The organism is Halomonas halmophila (assembly GCF_006540005.1).
Lineage (GTDB): Bacteria > Pseudomonadota > Gammaproteobacteria > Pseudomonadales > Halomonadaceae > Halomonas > Halomonas halmophila.
In genome coordinates this window covers 1-22,713 of record NZ_BJOC01000015.1, presented here as the reverse complement: position 1 = coordinate 22,713, position 22,713 = coordinate 1, and the positions used below count along the sequence as shown (strand labels likewise).

The window sequence follows — 22,713 nt, the reverse complement described above, 5'->3', positions numbered from 1 at the left end:
TCTTGCTGTTCAGTGAAGACCATTTCCGGCAAATGAGCGACCCCTGAGTGCACGATCGACCAAGATGATGCAAGAGTGTCGCTAGTTGGCGTCAATTTCGCGACTGCCATTAAGTTCAGTCAACCAGAACCATCAAGCTTATAGGTATTTTCTACAAGACGTTAGAGAACACTGTTTTATAATGGAGTTACATCGAAACACAGCTCCGACATGCTGTATTTCAGTCTCAACCAGGGGAGAATTTCGCATGAACGCGACTCGATGGATTTCCGCTACCGCGATTGTTGCCGCCAGCCTTGTTGCCGCTCAGTCGGCAGTGGCCTATCAGGCAGGCGATATCTATGTGCGCGGTGGTTATGCCAAGTCCGATGTCAGTGATGATAATGGTCAGATCGCCGGCCAGGACATCAGTGTCCAGAACGAGCAAGGCATCACCTATGGTGCGGGCTACTTGTTCACCGATCACCTGGGGGTCGAGCTCAATGGCTCCGAGGCGGTCGAGCACAACATGACCGGTGGCAGCTTTGAGCGCACGCCGATCAATCTGATGGCCAACTACTTCCCGCTGGGTGGTACCGACTCGCGCGTGCAGCCCTATGTCGGCATCGGCGTGAATCACACCTACTTTTCCAATGAATCCGTGGCCAACGTGGACCTGGATCATTCGACCAGCTTCACCGGCCAGCTGGGTGTCGACTTTGCACTCACCGACAACCTCATGATCGGTTCTTACGCCCAGTATGCCGATGTGGACAGCGATGTCAGCGTCAATGGTCAGGGCGCCGGCAACCTGGAGCTCGACCCGCTCACCGTTGGCGGCAACCTGACCCTGCGTTTCTGAGCCTTCAACCCGTGAGCCATGGGCGGGCCGTTCGCGACCAGCCCAGCAAAACGCCGCCAGATTCGATCCGGCGGCGTTTTTTTGCGTTACGGCGAAGGCCGACACAACGACCTCAGCCCGAATCGTGGCGCGACACTCCCAGCTGCATTAGCGTTTCTTCGTCGAGCCCCGTCACTGAAGAAAAATCCGCCAGCCAGGCATGGTACTCACTGGACAGAAAGGCCCGCCCATGCAGTAAATGAGCCAGGTATTCGCGTGCCGGTTGCAGCCCTGCCCCGGTGGTACCGGGCCTGGCGATATAGACCCAGGCGTCGATGACACCCTCCTCACTGTGAACCGGTAGCCGATGGCGCTGATACTCCTGCGGATAGCCCTCGAAGGGGTCCATGGCCTGGATCTGCTCGGGATGCGTCAGGCCGATCAGCACGCCTTCGACCCAGGCCCCCTGGCTTGCCACCACATTGGCATGGCTGATACCCGGTACCCTGGACGCCTTGTCGAAGCACAGCCGATAATCCCTCAGGACACCTGCGAGGGCGACGCGTGTCTCGCCGATGCGCGCCGCGACGCGCGCCGGGTTCATGTTGCTGCCGTAGGCGAAATAATAGGCCGGGGCGCTCAATTCTCGGTGACCAGGCTATCCACGCGTTCAATCGCCTTGCCGACCAGGATGCGATCACTGGTCCGTGCTCCCTCCTGGGTCAGATAGGCTTCCACCGCCGGGGCGACGTCACTCTTCGACGGCATGGCCCCCTGCTGCTCCACCAGCGTCTCGAGCCGCGCGATGAAGACGAAGCGCAACCACTGCGGCAGGCTCATGGTATCAATGCAGAATGGCTCGACGCTGTTGTAGGCCGCCGGCTCGGGCGCTTCCATGCGCCACATATCGGCCGCCCGCATGGCGGATTCGAGTTCGCGCAAGGCTTGCGCAAGTTCATCATGTACGGTCATGGAATCTGGCTCCGGTCGATCTGTGTGACCATTTTCGCGCGTCTGGCCGGACGGACCAAATCGAATTTACAGCGTCTGTGGTGCTGGCTGAGCGGCCAGCACCTTGCGCAGGAAGTCGCGCGTGCGCGGATCCTGCGGGGACTGAAAGAGCTGCGCCGGCGGTCCCTGCTCAACGATACGTCCGCCTTCCATGAAGACGACACGATCGGCCACGTCCTGAGCGAAGCCCATTTCATGGGTCACCACGAGCATGGTCTGGCGTTCCGCGGCCAGTTGCTTCATCAACCCGAGCACTTCTTCCACCCATTCGGGGTCGAGCGAGGACGTCGGCTCATCGAACAGAATCACCTCGGCCTGAGCCGCCATGGCACGGCCGATGCCCACGCGTTGCTGCTGGCCACCGGACAGCGAGGCCGGGTAGGCATCGGCCTTGTCGGCCAGGCCGATACGCTCGAGGATCTCGCGAGCTCGGGCATGGGCCTTGTCCTTGGGCCAGCGGTTGACGATGATCAGCCCTTCGGCAATGTTTTCCAGCGCCGTCTTGTTGGCGAACAGCGCATAGTTCTGGAACACGAAAGCCGTGCGTCGGCGCGCCGCCAGGATGTCCCGGCGGCTGGCCCGGGTCACATCGACCTGCAGGTCACCCAGTGTCAGTTGGCCAGCGTCCGGATGTTCGAGGAAATTCAGGCAGCGCAGCAGGGTGGACTTGCCCGTGCCGGACGGGCCGATCACGACGATGATTTCCCCCTGTTCGATGTCCAGGTCAATGCCGTCGAGCACCGCCGTACCGGCGAAACGCTTGGTCAGGTTGGCGATTTGAATCATCGGCTATACGCCTTGTTGAGCCGGGCTTCCAGGCGGCGTTGTCCCCAGGCCAGCAGCTCCACGACGATCCAATAGATGACCGCCACGGTGACGAAGGCCTCGAAGTACAGGAAGCTGCCGGCGGCTTCTTTCTGGGTGGCCCCCATCAGCTCGGTCACGCCCAGGGTGAAGGCCAAAGAGGTGGCCTTGATCATGTCGATGAAGTAATTCATCAGGGTCGGTACCGCCACCCGAGTGGCCTGGGGCAGGACGATACGCCGCATCAGCTGACCATTGGTCATGCCGATCGACAACGCCGCTTCGGTCTGACTGCGGTCGACACCGACGATGGCGGCACGGATCGACTCCGCCATATACGCCGAGAAATGCAGCGTCAGCCCCATGATGGTCGCGGTGATGCCGTTGATCTGGGTCAGGAAGTGCAGCAGCTGGGGCAGCCCGTAATAGAACAGAAAGAGCTGGACAAGGAGTGGCGTGCCGCGGAAGAAGGAGATGAACAGCATGGTCGCCGCATTCAGCCCCGGGATCTTCAGCACGCGAATGACCGCCAGGCCGCACGCCAGGGCCAATGCCAGCACCATGCCGGCGGCCGCCATTTCCAGCGTCAGCGGCAGGTAGCTGAGCAGAATGGGCACCAGCCCCAGCATGTAGTCGAAATCGAGCACACTCATGTCGCCAGTATCACTCGATCAAGGCTGCGTGATGTCGTTGCCGAACCAGCGTTCGGAGATCTCGGCCAGGGTACCGTTGTCACGCAGCGTCGAAAGGGCCTTGTCCACTTCGTCACGCAGCTGACGGCCCTGCTCGGTATCGCGAAACGGCAGAGCGTTACGGATCTTGGAAAAGGTCTCGCCTGCCAGTTGCAGAGGCAGCGGCTTTTCCTTGATCACCTGGCTGGCACTGACGCGGTCCATGACGAAGGCATCGACCCGCCCCAGCGCCGTATCCTGTTCGATGTTGCTTTCATAGGTCTGGATATCGATCTCGTCGGCGTAGGGAAGCTCGCGCAACAACGCCTCGAAATTCGAGCCCAGGTTCACGGCGACGCTCTTGCCTGCCAGGTCTTCGACACCCGAGATCGACGTATTGCCTTCCTTCACTACGACCTGGGCACCGTCGTAGACATAGGGCTCGGTAAAGGCATACTTGGCCTGACGTTCTTCCGTGATGGTGATCTGGTTGGCGATGGTATCGATGCGTCCCGACTCGAGCATGCCGAACAGGCCGGAAAAATTGGCCGTCTCGAATACCACCTCGGTGCCCATCTCATCGGCCACCGCCTCCATGACATCGACCTCGAACCCCTTGAGGGTGTCCTGCTCGACGAAGGTGAAGGGGAAATAACGACCGGACATGCCGACCCGCAGGGTATCATCCTGCTGAGCCTGAGCCACGCCGGCTGCGGTCAGCAGTCCCGCCGAGAGTACCGGCAGAGCCACCTTTCTGAAGAGAGCGAGAGCGCGCAACATGACGATCCTCCTGTGAGGCTTGAAAACACGATAAGGAATAAAAACCTTTCTCTATATTCCATTTTGACACAGATGCTGGACAAAGTCTCGTGCCATGGCCAATGGCTTCTACTTATGAACATCATAGGCACGACACCGGCGGTTAATACACAGAAGTCCTGCATGCAGCTGTGGATAAACCTTGAACACATGCTCCCGGGCCAGACCTGACGGGCACTCCACGCCGTTGGTCAATCAATGATCAGCCACCCCTGACGCACGCCGGCATCGGCTGACAGGATGGCGCCCTCATTGTAAGGTACGAGTCCTGAGCAGGGAGACCGCATGCAATCGATTGATAGCCTTCACGACTTTTTCGTCCGCACCGGTGCCGAGGTGCGGCTGTACCACCTGGGCCGCCGCGTCGTGCCCTGCGAGCTGGAAAGCCTGCGTGCCCTGGAGCACGACGGCGCGGCCTGGCCGGCCCCCTGGCAGAGCCAGGCACGGCTGGCCATGGTGTTTCGGCTGGGTGACCTCCAGGATCCACTCATCTGGTTTTTGGCGCTGCCGCTCGATGAACAGGGCCATCTGGACCCGGCAGCCCGTGACGCCTTTCTGCAGCGCTTGCTGGAGACACTGGGGCGCAACGTTCAGGGGCTCGGGCGCGAGGACAGCAGCGAGATCGACAACCTGATGAAGGACAATCCCCTGGCCTTCACGCCCTCGACCACCTTTCAGGCCATGCTGCATGCCCGCGCCAGCCATGATTTCGAGCGCCCGGCGAGCCAGCACCTGGAGCCGGTGGAGGCCTACCTGTCGAGCCAGCAGCCACTCGACTGGCAGGCACTGGGCCTGCAAGGCCTTGCCGACTTTGCGGTGCGCATGGACGCCGATACCCAACACCAGCTGGCCCGCTCGATTGCTAGACTGCCGAGTGAGGTGCTGGTATCACTGTGCTACTGTCTGGAACATGTCGCCATCCTCGATGAGCTGGCCGACCGCTTGCGCCAGCGCGGCGAGCAGGCCGCCAGCGATGGCGATATCGAGACATTCTGTGCCTGTGTCAGAGCCGTCAGTGGTGCCGACGAGGAAAGGACCGGTGACTGGTACGACACCCTGCTCGCCGACGAGCAGGCATGCGGCCCGGATCTGCTGGCGGCCATGGCGGGCCGGGGTTGGCATCACCTGGAGCATGCCGAACGACTCCCGCGTTTTCTGACCCGACTGGCCAACGAACCGCGCGCCGACTTTTCCGCCGTGGCACGCGATCTGGCCCTGATACCCCGGCTACGCTTGCCCGTGTTGATGACACTGCGCGAGGCCGAGCCGACGTCGCCCATCGGCCGGCGCCTGACCAGCCTGCCCCGGTAAGCCAGCCCCGTTCCAGGAGCCACAGGAGATAGCGTCATGAAGGAGTTGCCCTACCAGGCCAAGGCCATCGTCGGTCGCCGCGAGATGGTCACCCTGCCCGCCCTGAGCCTGACGCTATGCGCCAAGGTCGACACGGGGGCGCGCACGTCCTCTCTGCATGCCGAGGACATCGAAACCTTCGAACATGACGGGCATCCCTGGGTGCGCTTCACTTCGCGTGGTGGCGGACCGGCCAGCCCCGCTCACGAGCAGTGCCTGCCACTGCACGACCGACGACGCGTCACCAGCTCCAATGGCCAGACCGAATGGCGCTTCGTGGTGCGTACGTCCATGCAATTGGGTGAACTCGAGTTTCCGGTCGAGCTCTCCCTGACCGACCGTCGCGACATGCGCCATCCCATGCTGCTCGGCCGCCGAGCGTTAAGACGCGTACTGGTAGCCCCCGGCGCCGGTTTCCTTCACGGTGAGCCCTGAGGCCAAGGTTCTCTCGGCCCTTCCCCACAACGGAGAATCGCCATGCATATCGCGCTGCTGTCACGCAATCGCAACCTCTACTCTTCGCGCCGACTGTTGGAGGCAGCCGAGGCACGGGGGCACAGCACCCGGGTCGTCGACACCCTGCGCTGCTACATGAGCATCGCCTCGCATCACCCTTCCATCCATTACAAGGGCGCCGAGCTGGAACCCTTCGATGCCGTCATCCCACGCATCGGTTCCTCGGTCACCTTCTATGGCTGCGCCGTGCTGCGCCAGTTCGAGATGATGGGCACTCAGGTGCTCAACGACAGCGTGTCGATCACCCGCTCCCGCGACAAGCTACGTTCGCTGCAGCTGCTGTCGCGCAAGGGCATCGGCCTGCCGGTAACGGGCTTTGCGCACTCGCCTGACGATATCCCGGACTTGATCACCATGGTGCGTGGCGCCCCGCTGGTCATCAAGTTGCTGGAGGGCACCCAGGGCATCGGTGTGGTCCTCGCCGAGACCAACCAGGCCGCCGAATCGGTCATTCAGGCCTTCATGGGCATGAAAGCCAATATCATGGTTCAGGAATACATCAAGGAAGCCAAGGGGGCCGACATCCGTTGCCTGGTCATCGGCGACAAGGTAGTGGCCGCCATGAAGCGCCAGGCGGCCGATGGCGAGTTTCGCTCCAATCTGCATCGGGGCGGCAGCGCCAGCGTGATTCGCATCACCCCGGAGGAACGCTCCACCGCCACCCGAGCCGCCAAGGCCATGGGTCTGCAGGTGGCCGGGGTCGACCTGCTACGCTCCAACCATGGCCCCGTCATCATGGAGGTCAACTCGTCGCCGGGGCTGCAGGGCATCGAGACCGCCACCGGCCGGGATATCGCCAGCCTGATCATCGAGCACATGGAGAAGAGCGCCACACCCAGGCGCAAGACGCCGCCCAAGCCTAAAGGCTAAGACGAGGGCGGCAATTTAATCGTTCATGGGGGTGGCAAAAGTCACTCGACACCCCCACAATCTGCGTCACCGGAGGAGGTGAACGCGCATGTTTCTTGATAATCGCCAGGTGGCGATGGACAGTGCTCTGGAAGCACTGGCCGACAGCATCGATTATTTCCAGGACAACCTCGAGCGCCTGCGCCCCAGTCTGCGTGACGCCTTGAAGCCCCAGTTCGAGGAGCGCAGCAAGCTGATGCGCAAGCTGCAGACGCTGGCGCGCCGTCACCTCGACCTTCTCCCCCGTGACGCCGACGTCGAGCGCGACGACTACATGTGGCTATGGAGCCGCCTGAAGAGTTTCGTCGGCAATGACAGTCAGGTGCTGATCAACGAGCTCCTCGAGCAGGAGCGCGTCCTCATGCAGGCTCTCTCGACACTGCTCACGCATCCCCTGCCCGAGGCCATCGAACCGGTCATCGAGGAGTGCTGGAGGAACTGTCGTTCACTGATTCGCGAGCTGTATCGCCTTCAGAAGCAGGGACAGCGACGCTGAGATCGGGTCGCGGGTCGATCTGCAGAGGTTCCTGGGGCCCCAGGAAGTGCGGCTCGCGCCCCCACACATACAGATCCCCCAGCGTCGCCACGCGTGCCAGCCACTCCCTTGCCCTGAGACGCCAGGTGCCATCGGAGGACGGCGTCGGGGCCGCGCAGCCTCGAGCATCGATGCCCAATGCATCGGCAATGAACAATGCTCTAGGCAGGTGCCATGCCTGGGTAACCAGCATGGCACTGTCCACCGCGAAGACATCGCGCGCCCGGCTCAAGGTGTCGAACGTGCTGAATCCGGCATAATCGAGCGTCATGGCTGACTCCGGCACTCCACGGTCGAGCAGATCCTTCCACATGGTGATGGGCTCGTTGTAATAGCGCGTGCTGTTGTCACCTGAAAGCAGCAGATGCTCGGCTCTAAGGCCATGAATCAGGCGGGCCGCTGTCTGCATGCGTCCCTCAAAGTGAGGGTTCCGCGCTCCGCTGCGCGTCCTGTGAGACGTCCCGAAGACAATCGCCACTTGTCGGGGCTGGCACTGCTGAGGGCCAGCGTCGATACGTCGGCTCGTGCTGGCCAGCACCCAGACATTGGCGGCCATGAACAGCAGGATAGCCAACAGCGTGCCTCCGCCAAGCAGCATCAGCAGGATTCGGAAGGTTTTCCATGGTAGCGAGAGCATCGATTTTCCCAATCCCGAAGGCGGCTCAGGCGCAGTGTCCCTGCACCCGTGTCATGGAGCAGGCTCGCGAGTTGGACGGTATACGTTCAGAACATGCCCAGCTCGAGCCTGGCTTCCTCACTCATCATCTCGCGACTCCAGGGCGGGTCGAAGACGATTTCGGTGTGTACCTTGCCGATCTGGGGCGCGCCCAGGATCTTGTTGCGCGCATCCGCGGCGATGACATCGCCCATGCCGCAGCCCGGTGCCGTCAGCGTCATGCGAATGGTGACCATCCGCTCGCCACTGATCAGACGCTCGATGCGGCACCCGTAGACCAGGCCCAGCTCGACGATGTTGACCGGAATTTCCGGATCGAAACAGGTCCGCAACTGCTCCCAGACGAAGGCCTCGATGTCCTCTTCCGAGGCATCTTCCGGCAGCGTCGGGGCCGGCACTGCGTCCAGTCCCAGGGCATCGAGCTGACTGCCCTCGATCAGATACATGCGCCCTTCCAGGCCCACACTGACCGTGCCACCCTTGGCCTGCATCACCGTGACTTCGCTGTCCTCGGGCAATGTCTCGGTCTTGCCGAACGGAATGGCGATGGCCTCGACATCACGCTGCAGGGGCAGCACCTGCCCCTTGGTGACACCGGCCAGTGCATCAATATCACTCATGAGTCTCCTCGGCTTTCGCTCAGCGCAGCATCCCGACCACGCGCTGCAGCGCCTCGACGAAGACGTCGACTTCCTCGGGCGTGTTGTAGGCGGCGAAGGATGCGCGGCAGGTGGCCTCGACCCCCAGGGACGCCAGCAACGGCTGGGCACAATGATGCCCGGTGCGTATCGCCACGCCCATCTGGTCGACCAGCAGCCCGATATCCTGGGCATGAGCGCCATCCACCACGAAGGACAGCACCGCTGCCTTGTCGGGCGACGTGCCCAGCACGCGCAGCCCCTCGATCGACGCGACACTTTCCGTGGCATGCTGCAGCAGGCGTGCTTCCCAGGCCTGGATCAGGTCCAGCCCGATCCCTTCGACCCACTGCAGCGCCCGCCCCAGGGCAATGACCTCGGCGATGGCCGGTGTCCCCGCCTCGAACCTGTGCGGGATGTCGGCGAAGGTGGTCGGTGACTCGAAGGATACCGTATCGATCATCTCGCCGCCCCCCTGCCAGGGAGGCATGGCCTCGAGCAGCTCGGCGCGGCCATAGAGTGCGCCGACACCGGTCGGGCCATAGACCTTGTGACCGGAGAAGGCATAGAAGTCAACGCCCAGCGCCTGAACATCGACGTGCTGATGAGGCACCGCCTGAGCGCCATCGACCAGGATGAAGGCTCCATGCTGGTGGGCCAGGGTGGCCATCTCGGCCACCGGATTGACGGTACCCAGGGCATTGGACACGTGGTTGACCGCGACCAGCCGGGTCCGCTCGCTCAGCAGATCACGATAGGCTGACTGATCCAGCACCCCACGCTCGTCCACCGGAATCACCCGGATGGTGAACCCCAGCTCGCGTGACAGCAGCTGCCAGGGCACGATATTGGAGTGATGCTCGAGGCGCGAGATCAGCACCTCGTCACCCTGCTGGAGGTTGACGCGCCCCCAGCTGCCGGCCACCAGATTGATCGCCTCGGTGGTGCCGCGTGTGAAGACGATTTCACGCGTCTCGGCGGCTCCCAGGTGCGCACGCACCTTCTCGCGCGTACCCTCGAACGCTTCGGTCGCTTCGTCGGCGAGGGTATGCAGGCCGCGATGAATATTGGCGTTGTAACGCCCATAGTAATCATCGAAGACATCGATGACCTGACGTGGTGTCTGGCAGGTCGCGGCATTGTCGAGATAGACCAGCGGCCTGCCATGCACCTCGCGTCCGAGTATCGGGAAGTCACGACGGACCCTTGCGACATCCAGCATGAGGTCGTTGAAGTCAGCCATGACTATTCCTCGTTGAGCGCCGAGGCAGTTTCCACCAGGCCGGCCAGATTGAAGCGCTCCGGCAGCTTGCCGGCCACGGCGAGCTCGACTCGCTCGGATACCGCATCCAGATCGACCAGATCCATCACCTCGCCGGCAAACGCCAGGGTCAACAAGCCACGCGCCGTCTGCTCGTCGATACCGCGGGTGCGCAGCGCAAAGACCGCTTCTTCATCGAGCTGGCCGGTGGTCGCCCCGTGCGCGCACTTGACGTCATCGGCATAGATCTCGAGCTCGGGCTTGGTATCGATTTCGGCACGATCGGACAGCAGCAGGTTGGCGTTGCTCTGGTCCGCTTCGATCTGCTGGCTGTCGCGCTTGACCACCACCTTGCCGTTGAACACGCCATGGGCGCGGTCATCGAGAATGCCCTTGTAGTTCTCGTGGGAGAAGGTCCGCGGGGCATTGTGGTTGGCCCAGGTATGGTTATCGACATGCTGACGGCCCTGACCGTAGAAGAGGCCATTGAAGACCGCCTCGGCACCCTCGCCGTTGAGCTCGGTGACCAGATCATTGCGCACCAGACCGCCGCCCAGATTGAGGTTGAACGACAGATAGCGGCTGTCACGCGCCTGCTCGACGTGAATGCTGGCGATATGACTGTCCTTGATCGGCGCTTCCTGCAGCTTGTAGTGAGTCAGGATGGCACCGCGGTCGAGGATGACCTCTTCCACCAGATTGGTGAAGTTCGCCGCCTCGGCTTCGCCGACATGATGTTCGATCAGCGTGGCCTGGCTGCTGCTCGCGGCCTCGACCAGAATGCGCGGATGACTCATGACCTGGTGCTCGCCGGAGCGGGACAGGAATTGCAGCACGATCGGCTTGTCGACCACGGTACGCGGCGCCAGGCGTACCACGGCGCCTTCTTCCATGAAGGCCGTATTGAGCGCGGCGAAGGCCGAGAAGTCAACGCCGGTCAAACGACCCAGCGGGCCGCCCACGGCTTCGTGATTGTCTGCCAGGGCCTGCGACAGCGGCAGCACCTGCACGCCTTCGGGCAGGTCGCCGAGGGCCGAGAGCGCCGGGGCGAAGACGCCATCCACGAAGGTCAGGCGATGGGCATCCACCGGCAGCGTCAGTGCCGCGGCCGTGGCCGGCGAGAATTCGGCGTCGCCGGCCAGGGTGAAGTCCGTGCGCGCGATGTCGCGCACATTGGTGTACTTCCAGTCTTCGACGCGACGATGCGGAAAGCCGAGCGCCTCGAAGCGGGCTGCACCGGCCTGACGGCGCGCCGCGACCCAGGTCGGCTCGTTGCCGCGCTGGGCGTTGCGCTCGGCCAGGCGATCGAGAAAGCGCTGTTCGTCACTCATGCCGCAGAGTCCTCCACGACCCAGTCATAACCACGGGATTCGAGTTCACGTGCCAGATCGGCATCACCGCTCTTGGCGATGCGGCCCTCGACCAGCACATGCACCCGGTCGGGAACGATGTAGTCCAGCAGGCGCTGGTAGTGAGTCACCAGCAGGATGCCCTTGTCGTCACCGCGCAGCGAGTTGACGCCATCGGCCACGACCCGCATGGCATCGATGTCGAGCCCCGAGTCGATTTCGTCGAGCATGGCCAGCTTGGGCTGCAGCACCAGCATCTGCAGAATCTCGTTGCGCTTCTTCTCGCCACCGGAGAAGCCTTCATTGACGGCACGCTGCAGGAAGCTGGTATCCATCTTCATGAAGCTGACCTTTTCCTTGACCAGTTTCATGAAGTCCGGCGCCGCGATTTCTTCTTCACCACGCGCGGCGCGCTGGGCGTTGAGTGCCGCCTTGAGCAGATAGATATTCTTCACGCCCGGAATCTCGACCGGGTACTGGAAGCCCAGCAGCAGGCCCGCCTGGGCGCGCTCCTCGATTTCCATCTCCAGGACATCCCGGCCTTCGAAGGTGATCGAACCGCTCGTCACCTCATAGCCATCCTTGCCGGCGATGACCGCCGACAACGTGGACTTGCCGGCCCCGTTGGGGCCCATCAGGGCATGGACTTCTCCCGGACCGATGGTCAGGTTCAGGCCCTTGAGGATCTCGGAACCCTCGACCGTGACGTGCAGATCCTTGACTTCGAGCATCTTGACTACCTTTTGAGCTATCAGCCGCCGCGGCGGCTCGCATAGATGAATTCGTTTCCGCCTCTCGGGCCCTCTTGCAGGCCCCCTTTCTCTAGCGGGGATGATGAGCTGTTCCGGCGACGAGTCGCCGCGAGGGCGCTGTAAACCCATCCCTGGGCGCTACATCCGCCATCCATGGCGGATGACCCTCGCTTCGGCTCGTCCCCGGCGCTCATCACGCCGTCGTCAACCCAGAGGCCTCAACCCACAGCGCCTTCCAGAGTCACGTTAAGCAACGCCTCCGCCTCCACGGCGAACTCCATCGGCAGCTCCTGGAAGACATCCTTGCAGAAGCCATTGACGATCATGTTGACCGCATCTTCCTCGCCGATGCCGCGGCTCTGGCAGTAGAACAGCTGGTCCTCGCCGATCTTGGAGGTGGTCGCCTCGTGCTCCACCTTGGCGGTGCTGTTGCCGATTTCCTGATACGGGAAGGTGTGGGCACCACAGGTATCGCCGATCAGCAGGGAGTCGCACTGGGTGAAGTTGCGCGCGCCCTTGGCCCGCGGCCCGACCTTGACCAGGCCGCGATACGACTGGTCGGAGCGGCCCGCCGCGATCCCCTTGGAGACGATGGTGGAGCGCGTGCCCTCGCCGATGTGGATCATCTTGGTGCCGGTATCGGCCTGCTGACGACCATTGGTCACCGCCACCGAGTAGAACTCGCCGACGCTGTCCTTGCCGCGCAGCATGCAGGACGGATACTTCCAGGTGATCGCCGAACCGGTCTCGACCTGTGTCCAGCTGATGTGGGAACGCTCGCCACGGCAGTCGCCACGCTTGGTGACGAAGTTGTAAATCCCGCCATTGCCGTCCTCATCGCCGGGATACCAGTTCTGTACCGTGGAGTACTTGATCTTGGCATCATCCAGCGCCACCAACTCGACCACGGCGGCGTGGAGCTGGTTCTCGTCGCGCTGCGGCGCCGTGCAGCCCTCGAGATACGACACCTCGGCCTGGCTCTCGCAGATGATCAGGGTCCGCTCGAACTGGCCGGTGTTGGCCGCGTTGATGCGGAAATAGGTCGAGAGCTCCATGGGGCAGGTCACGCCTTCCGGCACGAAGACGAAGGAGCCGTCGGTGAACACTGCCGAGTTGAGCGCTGCGAAATAGTTGTCACCCTGCGGCACCACGCTTCCCAGATACTGCTGGACCAGCTCGGGATAATCCTGGATCGCCTCGGAGATCGAGCAGAAGATCACGCCTGCCTCTTGCAGCTTCTCCTTGAAGGTGGTGGTCACCGACACCGAGTCGAAGACCGCATCCACGGCCACGCCAGCCAACGCAGCCCGCTCGTGGAGCGGAATGCCCAGCTTTTCGTAGGTCTCGAGCAGCTTGGGATCGACTTCGTCGAGACTCTGGGGCTTGTCCTCTTCGCGCTTGGGCGCGCTGTAATAGGAGATGGCCTGGTAGTCGATGGGCGGATAATCCAGGTGTGCCCAGGATGGCGTCGTCATCTTCAACCACTGCTGGTAGGCCTGGAGGCGCCAATCCAGCATCCACTGCGGCTCGCCCTTCTTCTTCGAGATAAAGGCGATGGTGTCCTCATCCAGGCCCGGCGGTAGCGTATCGCTCTCGATGTCGGTCACGAACCCTTCCTTGTATTCGCGACGGACGAGCTCTTCCATTTCCTGACTTGCCATGATGTTGTCCCCTCCCCGGGCTGATTGGGTCGGCGAGCACGGCTCGCCTCGGGTAATGAAGTCGCGGACCTCAGGCCTCTGCGGCCAGGCTCACGCTCTGAATGGGTAGCTGAACGGGTAACTTGATCGGTGTGGTATCGGCCAGATGCGCCAGGGTCACGCTGTCGAGCAGAGCCCGTACGGCCAGCGAGACGCGCTGCCAGTTGTCCGATACGCCGCAGACCGAGACCAGGTCGCAGTCACCTTCCGCCTGACTGCACTCGGTCATGGCCACCGGGCCTTCGATGGCCGAGATGATATCACTGGCGGAGATGTGCGACGCCGATCGCGCCAGCGAGTAGCCTCCCTGAGCACCGCGCCGTGACTCCAGCAGTCCGGCACGTACCAGCATCTTCAATGTCTTGCTGACCGTGGGATGCGGCAGCGATACCGCCTCGGCCAGCTCGGCTGCCGCATGCGGCTGTTCGGGATGACGAGCGATCTGGGCCATCACTACTGCCGCGTAGTCGGTCAGTCTGGAAAGCTTCAACACGCCTGGCTCCCCGGGACTCGCCCTTCAGGTGATCGATTGCGGACCATTTTAGTCCTGTATCGATATGATGTGAAGTCTTGCCGACCATTTCACGCGCAAAATCGGGCGTTTCTCGACATGTTCACGGCCGATGACGAAAGAACGCCAATCATTCTCATTTTTAATGACATCCCGTTAGACGCCTTGTTTGGCATCACAGCCGGCAATTCATGTCATTGCGCATCGTCATCCATACCGCTACAGCGCTTTGCTAAGCTAGCTCTTCATGAAGCGCCCGGCGAGCGGCTCCCCGGGCCAACAAGCGGCTATGCTTGTTTCAGGATCGTCGCGGCAAGGAGACTCCATTTGGAATTGATTCAATACGCCCTGGATAACCTCGACCTGCTGGGCTCGCGAATGCTCGAGCATATCGCCCTGGTCGGTGTGGCCGTGGGCATCGCCACCGTGACCGGGGTGCCCATCGGGATTGCCATCACCAAGAACGAGCGGCTGGCAAAGAGTGTGCTCTATGCCGCCTCGATCATCGTCACCATCCCCTCCATCGCGCTGTTCGGCATCATGATCCCGGTGCTGTCTCTCATCGGTCAGGGCATCGGCTACCTGCCGGCCGTGATTGCCGTGCTGCTCTACTCCCAGTTGCCGATCATTCGTAACACCTACACGGCGATCAACAACGTCGACCCGGCCCTGCGCGAAGCCGCACGCGGCATCGGCATGAGCCAGAACCAGCGCCTGCGCATGGTCGAAATCCCGCTGGCCGTGCCGGTCATCATGGCCGGGGTGCGCACTGCCGTGGTGCTCAACATCGGCGTGATGGCCATCGCCGCCTACATCGGCGCCGGCGGTCTGGGTACCTTTATCAGCCGCGGCATTTCGCAGTCCGACCCGCGCCAGCTGATCGTCGGCGCCATCGCCGTCAGCCTGCTGGCGATCCTCGTCGATTACGCGCTGCTGGCGTTGCAGAAGCGTCTGACGCCGCTGGGCATGGAACGTGCCGCCGAAACGGCCTGACTGCCTCCCTCGTCCACCGGCTCACCGTTCAAGGAAGCGTACATGATTCAACTGGATAACCTGACCAAGGTTTTCGACACCCCCAAGGGGGCCGTGACCGCCGCCGACAACATCAGCATGGAGGTTCCCGCCGGCGAGATCTGCATCCTGCTCGGCCCCTCGGGCTGCGGCAAGACCACGACCCTGAAGATGATCAACCGCATCATCCGTCCGTCTTCCGGCCGGGTCTTCATCAACGGCGAGGACACCACGGACCTGGATACCCAGACCCTGCGCCGCAACATCGGCTACGTCATCCAGCAGATCGGCCTGTTCCCCAACATGACCATCGAGGAAAACATCTCGGTGGTGCCCAGGCTGCTGGGTTGGGACAAGACGAAGTATCGTGAGCGGGCCCGCGAACTCATGGATATGATCGCGCTGGACCCTGATGCCTTCCTCAAGCGCTATCCCAGCGAGCTGTCCGGCGGCCAGCAGCAGCGAATCGGTGTGGCCCGTGCGCTGGCCGCGGACCCGCCGGTAATGCTCATGGACGAACCCTTCGGGGCCATCGACCCGATCAACCGCGCCGTCATCCAGGACGAGTTCCTGAAGATGCAGGAGGCCCTGCAGAAGACCATTATGTTCGTCAGTCACGACATCGACGAAGCCATCAAGATGGGCGACAAGGTCGCGGTCTTCCGCGAAGGCAAGCTCGTCCAGTACTCCACCCCAGATGACCTGCTGGCGGCGCCGCGCAATGCCTTCGTCGAGTCCTTCCTCGGCGAAGATCGGACGCTCAAGCGCCTCAACCTGGTCCGGGTGCGCGATGTCGTGAGTGACGAGATCGGCACGGTCTCGCCGGGCGATACCCTGGAGACGGCCCTGGCGCGTATCGACGACTTCGGCTATCAGAACGCCATAATGGTGGTCAACGACAAGCGTCAGCCGCTGGGCCTGATCACCCGTGCCCTGGCGCGCACCACCCGCGGCTATTGCCGCGATCACGTTCAGAAGGTGCCGGCCACCGTCTCGCTGGACGACGACCTGCGCAAGGTGGCCTCGCAGATGTTCGCCCAGGACACCACCTGGTTGCCCTGTCTGGACGACCAGGGACGCGTCTGCGGCCAGATCACCCAGCGCGCCATGACGCATTATCTGGGCTCGCGTTTCCGCCCCAGCTCGAGCGACGCACGACAGTCCGACGCCGCGACCGAGGAGTGAGCCGATGCCCATACAGAGTCTGAAAGGGGTGCTGCGCCTGCTGCTGCTCGCCGCCATCTTCTTTGCCGGCGTCTGGAGTCAGTCCAGCGGGGTCATCGACGACTTCATCTTCTACCTGCCGGACGTGCAGTATCTCGCCGTGCAACACCTGTGGTTGACCGCCATGTCCGGCGGCCTGGCCATCCTGGTCGCCATCCCGCTCGGTGTGGTGCTGTCGCGCCCCAGCATGGCCAGGGCCGCCGAGAGCCTGATGCAGGTGCTCAACGTCGGCACCACCATTCCGACCCTGGCCGTGCTGGCCCTGTCGATGAGCTTTCTCGGCATTGGCGTCGTCCCCGCCGTCTTCGGCCTGTTCGTGGCCACCTTGCTGCCGATCGCGCGCAACACCTATGCCGGCTTGAAGGGCGTCTCGCCGGCCCTGATGGAAGCCGCGGCCGGCATCGGCATGTCGCCGACCCAGCGCTTGCTCAAGGTGGAGCTGCCCAACGCGCTCTACGTCATCTTCGCCGGTATCCGCACCGCCCTGACCATCAATGTGGGCACCGTGCCCCTGGCCTTTTTGATCGGCGCCGGCGGACTGGGCGAGCTGATCTTCACCGGTATCGCCTTGTACGACCCAGTCATGATGCTATCCGGCGCCATCCCCACGGCGATGCTGGCTATCGTGGTCGACGCCCTGATCGCCCTGACCGCCTTCCTGATCGTCCCGCGCGGGGTCAATCCATCCCGCGCCTGATCGCCCGCAAGTTCGCGGGCCATCGCGTTTCGCGGACATTGCCGAACCAGACCGTCACCAAGAGGAGAATCCCATGAAAAAACTGATGACAACGCTCACCGGCCTGGCCCTGGCAAGCAGCATGGCCAGCGCCCAGGCGCAGGAAATCGTTGTGGGCGGCAAGAACTTCACCGAGCAGCAGATTCTCGCCAGTATGACCACCCAATACCTGGAAGGCCTCGACTATGAGGTCGAAACTCGCGCCGGCATGGGCTCCGCCGTACTGCGCCAGGCCCAGGAAAATGGTCAGATCGATCTCTATTGGGAGTACACCGGCACCTCGCTGATCAACTACAACGACGTCACCGAATCGCTTTCACCCGAGGAGACCTACCAGCGCGTCAAGGAACTGGATGGCGAGAAAGGGCTGGTATGGCTTGAGCCCTCGGCGGCCAACAACACCTACGCTCTGGCCATGCGCGAAGAGAGTGTCGAGAAGACCGGCATCGACTCGCTCTCCAAGCTGGCCACGGCCATCAACGACGGCGAAGAGCTCTCGTTTGCCATGAACGCCGAATTCTATGCCCGTGAGGATGGCTGGCGCCCCCTGCAAAAGGCCTATGACTTCCGCGTGGGACGTGGTGACGTCAAGCGCATGGACTCCGGCCTGGTCTACCAGGCACTGCGCGACGGCCAGGTGGACGTTGGTCTGGTTTTCGCCACCGATGGGCGTATTCCGGCCTTCGACTTCCAGGTGCTGAAAGACGATCAGGACTTCTTCCCGGCTTATGCCCTGACGCCGGTCGTGCGCCAGGAAACCCTGGATGCCCACCCGAAGCTGGCCGCGCAGATGAACAAGCTCTCCTCGCTGCTCGATGATGAAACCATGGCACGTCTCAATGCCAGCGTCGATGTCGACCGCGAAACCATCGAAGACGTCGCCGCCGACTTCCTGACCGAAAACGATCTCCTGTAACGCTCGTCCGGGGCCGCCCTTGGGGCCCCGGGTCGCCACATACCTCTTGTCGGCGCTTGGCCCTGCTGGGATCATCAGCCACCCTCTCCCCTGCCAGGAGCTTCGCATGCATTACCAGGACGACCTTCATGTTGCCGCCGCTCAGATCAACGCCGAGCTCGGTGCGGTGGATATCAACCTGGAGACTCACCTGAGCGTCATCGACGATGCCCGCCACAGCGGCGTCGAATTGCTGGTGTTTCCCGAACTCTCCTTGACCGGTTATGGGCTCGGCGCCGATGTGATGCGCGTGGCCATGCCCCTGGAAGACCCGCGATTGCAGCGGCTGGCCCATGCCGTGGGCGACATGCAGGTGGTGGCCGGCTTCGTCGAAGAGGCCAGCCCGGGGGAGTACTACAACGCGCTGGCCATCATGCAGCATGGCGAACTGGTCGCCGTGCACCGCAAGCTCAACCTGCCCACCTATGGTGGCCTGGAGGAAGGCAAGTGGTTCACGCATGGCTCGGACCTCACCCACGCCGACATCCGCCCGGGTTGGTCAGCCACCCAGTTGATCTGTGCCGATCTGTGGAACCCGGGATTGGTTCATGCCGCCTTACTGCCGCGCCCCACCGTACTTTGCGCACCCATCAACTCGGCCTCGGGCATCGTCAGCGAAGATTTCTCCAACGAGCAGAACTGGGCCCTGAACGTGCGTTTCTATGCCATGACCTACGGCACCCCGGTGATCATGGCCAACCGCTATGGCCCGGAAGGCGCCAGCCACTTCTGGGGCGGCTCGCGTATCCTCGGCCCGGGCGGCGAACTGCTCGCCACGGCCGACGATCGGGAAACCCTGGTCGCGGCACACCTGTCGCGTACCGCCATCGCCAAGGCACGCTTCGAGCTGCCGACGCATCGGGATGCCGACACCCCTCTGGTGCGCGACCTGATGGCAGGCTATCGATGAAGCCCGGAAAGACCGCGGAACATCTCGCCTTCCACACTCCCCTTCATGCCTTGAAAAGTGTTAAAATTGCATCAATTAATTGTGGCCAAGACAGCGATTGACGCATGAATGACACGGCAAAAAGCATTCTCGTGATGGGCGTCTCCGGTTCGGGAAAGTCTCATCTAGGCCGCCAGCTAGCCGCGGCACTCGGTGCCACCTTTCTGGATGGTGATGATTATCACAGCCTGTCCAGTATCGAAAAGATGTCGCAGGGCCAACCCCTGACCGACGAGGATCGGGAAACCTGGCTGACCACACTGGCCGGCCTCTATGCCGACTATCACAGGCGGGGCGAAACACTTGTCATCGGTTGCTCAGCACTCAAACGCCGTTACCGTGACAAGCTGCGCGCCGCCACGCCACGACTGGATATCCTCTATCTGCACGGCGAGCGTGCCACCCTGCTGCAGCGTCTCGACAAGCGCGGGGGGCATTTTTTCCACGGCTCTCACATGCTGGACAACCAGCTGGCCACACTGGAAGTCCCCGACGAGAACGAAGCCTTTCGCGGTGATATTCGCGATACACCGCACGATATCGTGACGGCCTTCCTGGCCGACCTCGACCACAATCCGGCCTGAAACCCGGACGTAATGCCACAAAAAGGCGACCCCCGAGCGTCGCCTTTTTTCTCACCTGCATGCCGTCATTTTCACGGACTCATCAAACCGACTGGCGCCGATTTCAGCCGGCATCGTCATGACGCGACGCCAGCGCACAAAGCCCCGCCAGAGTGGCATCATCGCTGGACACCTCGCTGACCTCGGCACCGGCCCACTCGAGCGCCATGCGGTAGAGGGAATTCAAGGCCGTCGAACCGACCAGGGTGACCGTCGTTGCCTGCCAGCGATGCCGTTGGGAGAGCACCTCACTCCCGACCAGGACACCGGAAAGGAAGCCACTGATGGCATCCGCGGCCAGGTCCGCGTAGAGGGTTCGACTGCGCGCCTCGAATAACGCATGCAGCACACCATCCGGGTGCGTGGCGGTGCTAAGCCCCTGTCGAAAGCCCGCGTCATCGAAGTCGGCACGCTCTCGGGAAGGCTCACCGGGCAGCGTATGAAAACGCACGGCATGAAACAGCTCACCGGTCATCAGGGTGGTGAAGTCCACCAGCTGATGCCCGTTCACCTCGACCCACTTGCTGTGCGTGCCCGGCAGACAGCAGAGCCCGGAATCGCGACCCTGCAATGCCAACGCGCCAAAGGCCTGAATTTCCTCGCCCCGCATGACGTCGACATGATCCTCGCGCACGACCTTGAGTCCAGGCACGATCCACGCATTATCGAGACCGGGCGCGGGTACGACCTGCTCTGCCAGTTCAGCGGCCGAAGCCGGTACCGGCAATTGAGGCGCCTCACACCAGCCCCGCGCCGAACCGACCATGCCGGCGAGGTAGACGGGCACTCGCCCACCCTCGCGCCAGCCGCCCACCTGAGCCTGGCAATAATGCGGAAACTCCGCACTGCTCAGGGAGCGTAAGCCGGCGTCGGAGCGATGGCTATCCAGACAGGCCCCGCTATTGCGGTCGACCAGAAAGGCCCGAAAGTTGCTGGTACCCCAGTCGATGGCGATCAAGCGCTCGCTCATGGCGCCGGCTCCCGGCTCACGTGCCCCGCCCCTTCAAGACGCCGCCACTCCGCGACCAGCTCGGTGGCAACGGCCGCCACGTCATCGGCAGACCGCCCCGGCTTGTAGAGGTTGCTGCCGAAGCCGAAACCGCGCACGCCGACGGCATACCACTCGGCCATGTTGCCACGCTCGACGCCGCCCACCGCCAGCACCGGCAGCTCCGGCGGCAGAATGGCGTTGATATCCTTGAAGTAACCGGTACCCAGCCGCGCCGCCGGGAACAGCTTGAGCGCCCGGGCCCCGGCACGTGCAGCGGCCAGGGCTTCGCTGGGCGTCATGCAGCCGATCAGCGGCGCCAGCCCCTGCCCGGCCCCGGCGCGAACCACCTCGGGATCGCTGTTGGGGGTGACCATCAGCGGTGCCCCGAGCCGCGCCAGATGCTCGGCATCGGCCGCATCCAGCACCGTGCCGGCGCCGATCAGGACCGAATCCGGACAATGCGCCACGGCCCGCTCGATGCTTTCCCAGGGCTGCGGTGAATTGAGCGGAATCTCGATCAGGCGAAAGCCGGCATCGACCAGGGCGTCGCAGACACTTTCCACTTCTTCCGGGGTGATGCCGCGCAGGATGGCCACCAGCGGCAGCGTTTCCAGCGCCTCATCCAGGGTCTTGCGTTGACTCTCGTTCATGGCGTCATGCCCTCTGCGTCACCATTCGGCAATGGAACCATCTTCATGGGTCCAGACGGGGTTGCGCCAGCGATGGCCGACTCTTGCCCGCTCCTCGACGAAGGCTTCATCGATCTCGACGCCCAGACCGGGCCCCTCGGGAATCGCACAGAAACCATCCTCGATCGCCAGGGCCGACTTGTCGACCAGATAGTCGAGGACGTCATTGTCCTTGTTGTAGTGGATGCCCATGCTCTGCTCCTGGATGAAGGCGTTGTGATTCACCGCATCCACATGCAGAGAAGCCGCCAGGGTCAGGGGGCCGAGCGGACAATGCGGCGCCAGAGCCACATCATGACAGGACGCCAGGCTGGCGATCTTCATGCCCTCGCTGATGCCACCACAGTGCGAGAGGTCCGGCTGCACCACATCGATCATGCCCTGCGCCAGCAGGTCACGGAACTCGAAGCGGGTGTGCAGCCGCTCACCGGTGGCCAGCGGATAGCCCAGCCCGTCGGCGATATTCGCCAGGCACGGTAGGTGCTCGGGTGCCACGGGCTCCTCGACGAACATCGGATGATAGGGCTCCAGCTCACGCAGCAGCGCCTTGGCCATGGGCCGATGCACCCGGCCATGAAAGTCGATGCCGATGCCCACGTCCGGCCCCACGGCATCCCGCGCCTCGGCCACGCGCGCGACCGCCTCGTCGACCTTGCGATGGGAATCGACGATGGCCATTTCCGGTGTGCCGTTCATCTTGAAGGCCGTGAAGCCCTGATCAACCAGCGCCCTGGCGCCCTCGCCAACGTCCTGGGGACGATCGCCGCCGGTCCAGGCGTACATGCGCATCCTGTCACGTACGCGCCCGCCCAGCAGCTGGTGCACGGGCACGCCGAGATCACGCCCCTTGAGGTCCCAGAGCGCCTGATCGATACCGGCGATGGCGCTCATCAGGATCGGCCCGCCGCGATAGAAGCCGGCGCGATACAGCATGTTCCATAGATGCTCGATGCGATGCGGGTCTTCACCGACCAGGTAGTCGGAAAGCTCATGCACCGCCGCCTCGACGGTGGCGGCGCGCCCTTCCACCACCGGCTCGCCCCAGCCATAGACACCGGCATCGGTCTCGATCTTGAGGAACAACCAGCGCGGCGGCACCTGCCAGGTCTTGAGTCGGGTAATCTTCATAGAGTGCTATCCATTCCATTATCACGTCTGTCACGTCGACATTTAGGCAGTGTTTCTACCCCACCAGCCACATCGACAGGTTGGG

Annotated in this window: 26 protein-coding genes; 11 read left to right on the top strand and 15 right to left on the bottom strand. The window is 62.9% G+C overall.

What is annotated here, in order from left to right; translation table 11 throughout:
- Positions 1-247: 247 nt before the first annotated feature.
- Positions 248-841, top strand: coding sequence for an OmpW/AlkL family protein (locus HHA01_RS05225; protein ID WP_141318446.1), 594 nt, complete (start codon positions 248-250; stop codon positions 839-841).
- Positions 842-953: 112 nt separating this feature from the next.
- On the opposite strand, the gene HHA01_RS05220 is transcribed toward HHA01_RS05225, so the two are convergent.
- The 5 genes from HHA01_RS05220 to HHA01_RS05200 form a co-directional block, all read right to left on the bottom strand.
- The gene (locus tag HHA01_RS05220; RefSeq protein ID WP_246053820.1) at positions 954-1,463 is read right to left on the bottom strand and encodes a gamma-glutamylcyclotransferase family protein; all 510 of its coding nucleotides are present in this window, start codon (positions 1,461-1,463) and stop codon (positions 954-956) included.
- A complete protein-coding gene (locus tag HHA01_RS05215; RefSeq protein ID WP_141318444.1) occupies positions 1,460-1,792 on the bottom strand; it encodes a YqcC family protein in 333 nt (110 codons plus the stop codon). Before HHA01_RS05215 ends, HHA01_RS05220 begins: the two co-directional genes overlap by 4 nt.
- A 66-nt stretch (positions 1,793-1,858) precedes the next feature.
- Positions 1,859-2,617: an amino acid ABC transporter ATP-binding protein gene (locus HHA01_RS05210; protein WP_141318442.1), complete on the bottom strand. Its 759-nt coding sequence runs from the start codon at positions 2,615-2,617 to the stop codon at positions 1,859-1,861.
- Positions 2,614-3,288 carry an amino acid ABC transporter permease gene (locus tag HHA01_RS05205; protein WP_141318440.1) on the bottom strand — a complete coding sequence of 225 codons (675 nt, stop codon included), beginning with the start codon at positions 3,286-3,288 and terminating at the stop codon, positions 2,614-2,616. The genes HHA01_RS05210 and HHA01_RS05205 overlap by 4 nt, the downstream gene beginning before the upstream one ends.
- Positions 3,289-3,306: 18 nt before the next feature.
- A complete protein-coding gene (locus tag HHA01_RS05200; protein ID WP_141318438.1) occupies positions 3,307-4,086 on the bottom strand; it encodes an amino acid ABC transporter substrate-binding protein in 780 nt (259 codons plus the stop codon).
- 324 nt (positions 4,087-4,410) lie between these two features.
- Here HHA01_RS05200 and HHA01_RS05195 point away from each other — a divergent pair, with 324 nt between their 5' ends.
- The 4 genes from HHA01_RS05195 to HHA01_RS05180 all read left to right on the top strand — a co-directional run bounded on the left by HHA01_RS05195 (position 4,411) and on the right by HHA01_RS05180 (position 7,396).
- Positions 4,411-5,436, top strand: a complete 1,026-nt coding sequence (locus HHA01_RS05195; RefSeq protein WP_141318436.1) for a DUF3549 family protein — start codon at positions 4,411-4,413, stop codon at positions 5,434-5,436.
- A 36-nt stretch (positions 5,437-5,472) separates the two neighbouring features.
- Positions 5,473-5,910 carry an ATP-dependent zinc protease family protein gene (locus HHA01_RS05190; RefSeq protein ID WP_141318434.1) on the top strand — a complete coding sequence of 146 codons (438 nt, stop codon included), beginning with the start codon at positions 5,473-5,475 and terminating at the stop codon, positions 5,908-5,910.
- A 42-nt stretch (positions 5,911-5,952) separates the two neighbouring features.
- The gene (gene rimK, locus HHA01_RS05185; protein WP_141318432.1) at positions 5,953-6,861 is read left to right on the top strand and encodes a 30S ribosomal protein S6--L-glutamate ligase; all 909 of its coding nucleotides are present in this window, start codon (positions 5,953-5,955) and stop codon (positions 6,859-6,861) included.
- A gap of 88 nt (positions 6,862-6,949) precedes the next feature.
- The gene (locus HHA01_RS05180) at positions 6,950-7,396 is read left to right on the top strand and encodes a hypothetical protein (protein WP_141318430.1); all 447 of its coding nucleotides are present in this window, start codon (positions 6,950-6,952) and stop codon (positions 7,394-7,396) included.
- Here the strand turns inward: HHA01_RS05180 and HHA01_RS05175 are convergent.
- The 7 genes from HHA01_RS05175 to HHA01_RS05145 all read right to left on the bottom strand — a co-directional run bounded on the left by HHA01_RS05175 (position 7,317) and on the right by HHA01_RS05145 (position 14,304).
- Positions 7,317-8,072, bottom strand: a complete 756-nt coding sequence (locus HHA01_RS05175; protein ID WP_141318428.1) for a SanA/YdcF family protein — start codon at positions 8,070-8,072, stop codon at positions 7,317-7,319. The two genes, HHA01_RS05180 and HHA01_RS05175, sit on opposite strands and share 80 nt — an antisense overlap.
- Before the next feature lie 86 nt (positions 8,073-8,158).
- Positions 8,159-8,731, bottom strand: a complete 573-nt coding sequence (gene sufT, locus HHA01_RS05170) for a putative Fe-S cluster assembly protein SufT (protein ID WP_141318426.1) — start codon at positions 8,729-8,731, stop codon at positions 8,159-8,161.
- 19 nt (positions 8,732-8,750) lie between these two features.
- Positions 8,751-9,992, bottom strand: coding sequence for an aminotransferase class V-fold PLP-dependent enzyme (locus tag HHA01_RS05165; protein ID WP_141318424.1), 1,242 nt, complete (start codon positions 9,990-9,992; stop codon positions 8,751-8,753).
- A gap of 2 nt (positions 9,993-9,994) precedes the next feature.
- Positions 9,995-11,341, bottom strand: coding sequence for a Fe-S cluster assembly protein SufD (gene sufD, locus HHA01_RS05160; RefSeq protein WP_141318422.1), 1,347 nt, complete (start codon positions 11,339-11,341; stop codon positions 9,995-9,997).
- A complete protein-coding gene (gene sufC / locus HHA01_RS05155) occupies positions 11,338-12,090 on the bottom strand; it encodes a Fe-S cluster assembly ATPase SufC (RefSeq protein ID WP_141318420.1) in 753 nt (250 codons plus the stop codon). The genes sufD and sufC overlap by 4 nt, the downstream gene beginning before the upstream one ends.
- A gap of 239 nt (positions 12,091-12,329) precedes the next feature.
- Positions 12,330-13,772, bottom strand: a complete 1,443-nt coding sequence (gene sufB / locus HHA01_RS05150; protein ID WP_141318418.1) for a Fe-S cluster assembly protein SufB — start codon at positions 13,770-13,772, stop codon at positions 12,330-12,332.
- Positions 13,773-13,842: 70 nt separating this feature from the next.
- A complete protein-coding gene (locus HHA01_RS05145) occupies positions 13,843-14,304 on the bottom strand; it encodes an SUF system Fe-S cluster assembly regulator (protein WP_141318416.1) in 462 nt (153 codons plus the stop codon).
- Positions 14,305-14,649: 345 nt separating this feature from the next.
- On the opposite strand from HHA01_RS05145, the gene HHA01_RS05140 reads away from it, so the two are divergent.
- From HHA01_RS05140 to HHA01_RS05115, 6 genes are all read left to right on the top strand, one after another.
- Positions 14,650-15,315, top strand: a complete 666-nt coding sequence (locus HHA01_RS05140) for an ABC transporter permease (RefSeq protein WP_141318414.1) — start codon at positions 14,650-14,652, stop codon at positions 15,313-15,315.
- Positions 15,316-15,357: 42 nt separating this feature from the next.
- Positions 15,358-16,518, top strand: coding sequence for an ABC transporter ATP-binding protein (locus HHA01_RS05135; protein WP_141318412.1), 1,161 nt, complete (start codon positions 15,358-15,360; stop codon positions 16,516-16,518).
- 4 nt (positions 16,519-16,522) lie between these two features.
- The gene (locus HHA01_RS05130; RefSeq protein ID WP_141318410.1) at positions 16,523-17,254 is read left to right on the top strand and encodes an ABC transporter permease; all 732 of its coding nucleotides are present in this window, start codon (positions 16,523-16,525) and stop codon (positions 17,252-17,254) included.
- A 73-nt stretch (positions 17,255-17,327) separates the two neighbouring features.
- A complete protein-coding gene (locus HHA01_RS05125) occupies positions 17,328-18,209 on the top strand; it encodes a glycine betaine ABC transporter substrate-binding protein (RefSeq protein ID WP_141318408.1) in 882 nt (293 codons plus the stop codon).
- Between the two features lie 106 nt (positions 18,210-18,315).
- Complete coding sequence (locus tag HHA01_RS05120) at positions 18,316-19,158, top strand: nitrilase-related carbon-nitrogen hydrolase (protein ID WP_141318406.1); 843 nt, start codon at positions 18,316-18,318, stop codon at positions 19,156-19,158.
- Between the two features lie 104 nt (positions 19,159-19,262).
- Positions 19,263-19,781: a gluconokinase gene (locus HHA01_RS05115; RefSeq protein ID WP_141318404.1), complete on the top strand. Its 519-nt coding sequence runs from the start codon at positions 19,263-19,265 to the stop codon at positions 19,779-19,781.
- A gap of 103 nt (positions 19,782-19,884) precedes the next feature.
- Here HHA01_RS05115 and HHA01_RS05110 read toward each other — a convergent pair whose 3' ends face one another.
- From HHA01_RS05110 to dgoD, 3 genes are read right to left on the bottom strand one after another with little or no spacing between them, the layout of a single operon-like run.
- The gene (locus tag HHA01_RS05110) at positions 19,885-20,790 is read right to left on the bottom strand and encodes a 2-dehydro-3-deoxygalactonokinase (RefSeq protein WP_141318402.1); all 906 of its coding nucleotides are present in this window, start codon (positions 20,788-20,790) and stop codon (positions 19,885-19,887) included.
- Positions 20,787-21,461, bottom strand: a complete 675-nt coding sequence (locus tag HHA01_RS05105; protein WP_141318400.1) for a 2-dehydro-3-deoxy-6-phosphogalactonate aldolase — start codon at positions 21,459-21,461, stop codon at positions 20,787-20,789. The genes HHA01_RS05110 and HHA01_RS05105 overlap by 4 nt, the downstream gene beginning before the upstream one ends.
- Positions 21,462-21,479: 18 nt before the next feature.
- The gene (gene dgoD / locus HHA01_RS05100) at positions 21,480-22,628 is read right to left on the bottom strand and encodes a galactonate dehydratase (RefSeq protein WP_141318398.1); all 1,149 of its coding nucleotides are present in this window, start codon (positions 22,626-22,628) and stop codon (positions 21,480-21,482) included.
- Positions 22,629-22,713 lie beyond the last annotated feature (85 nt).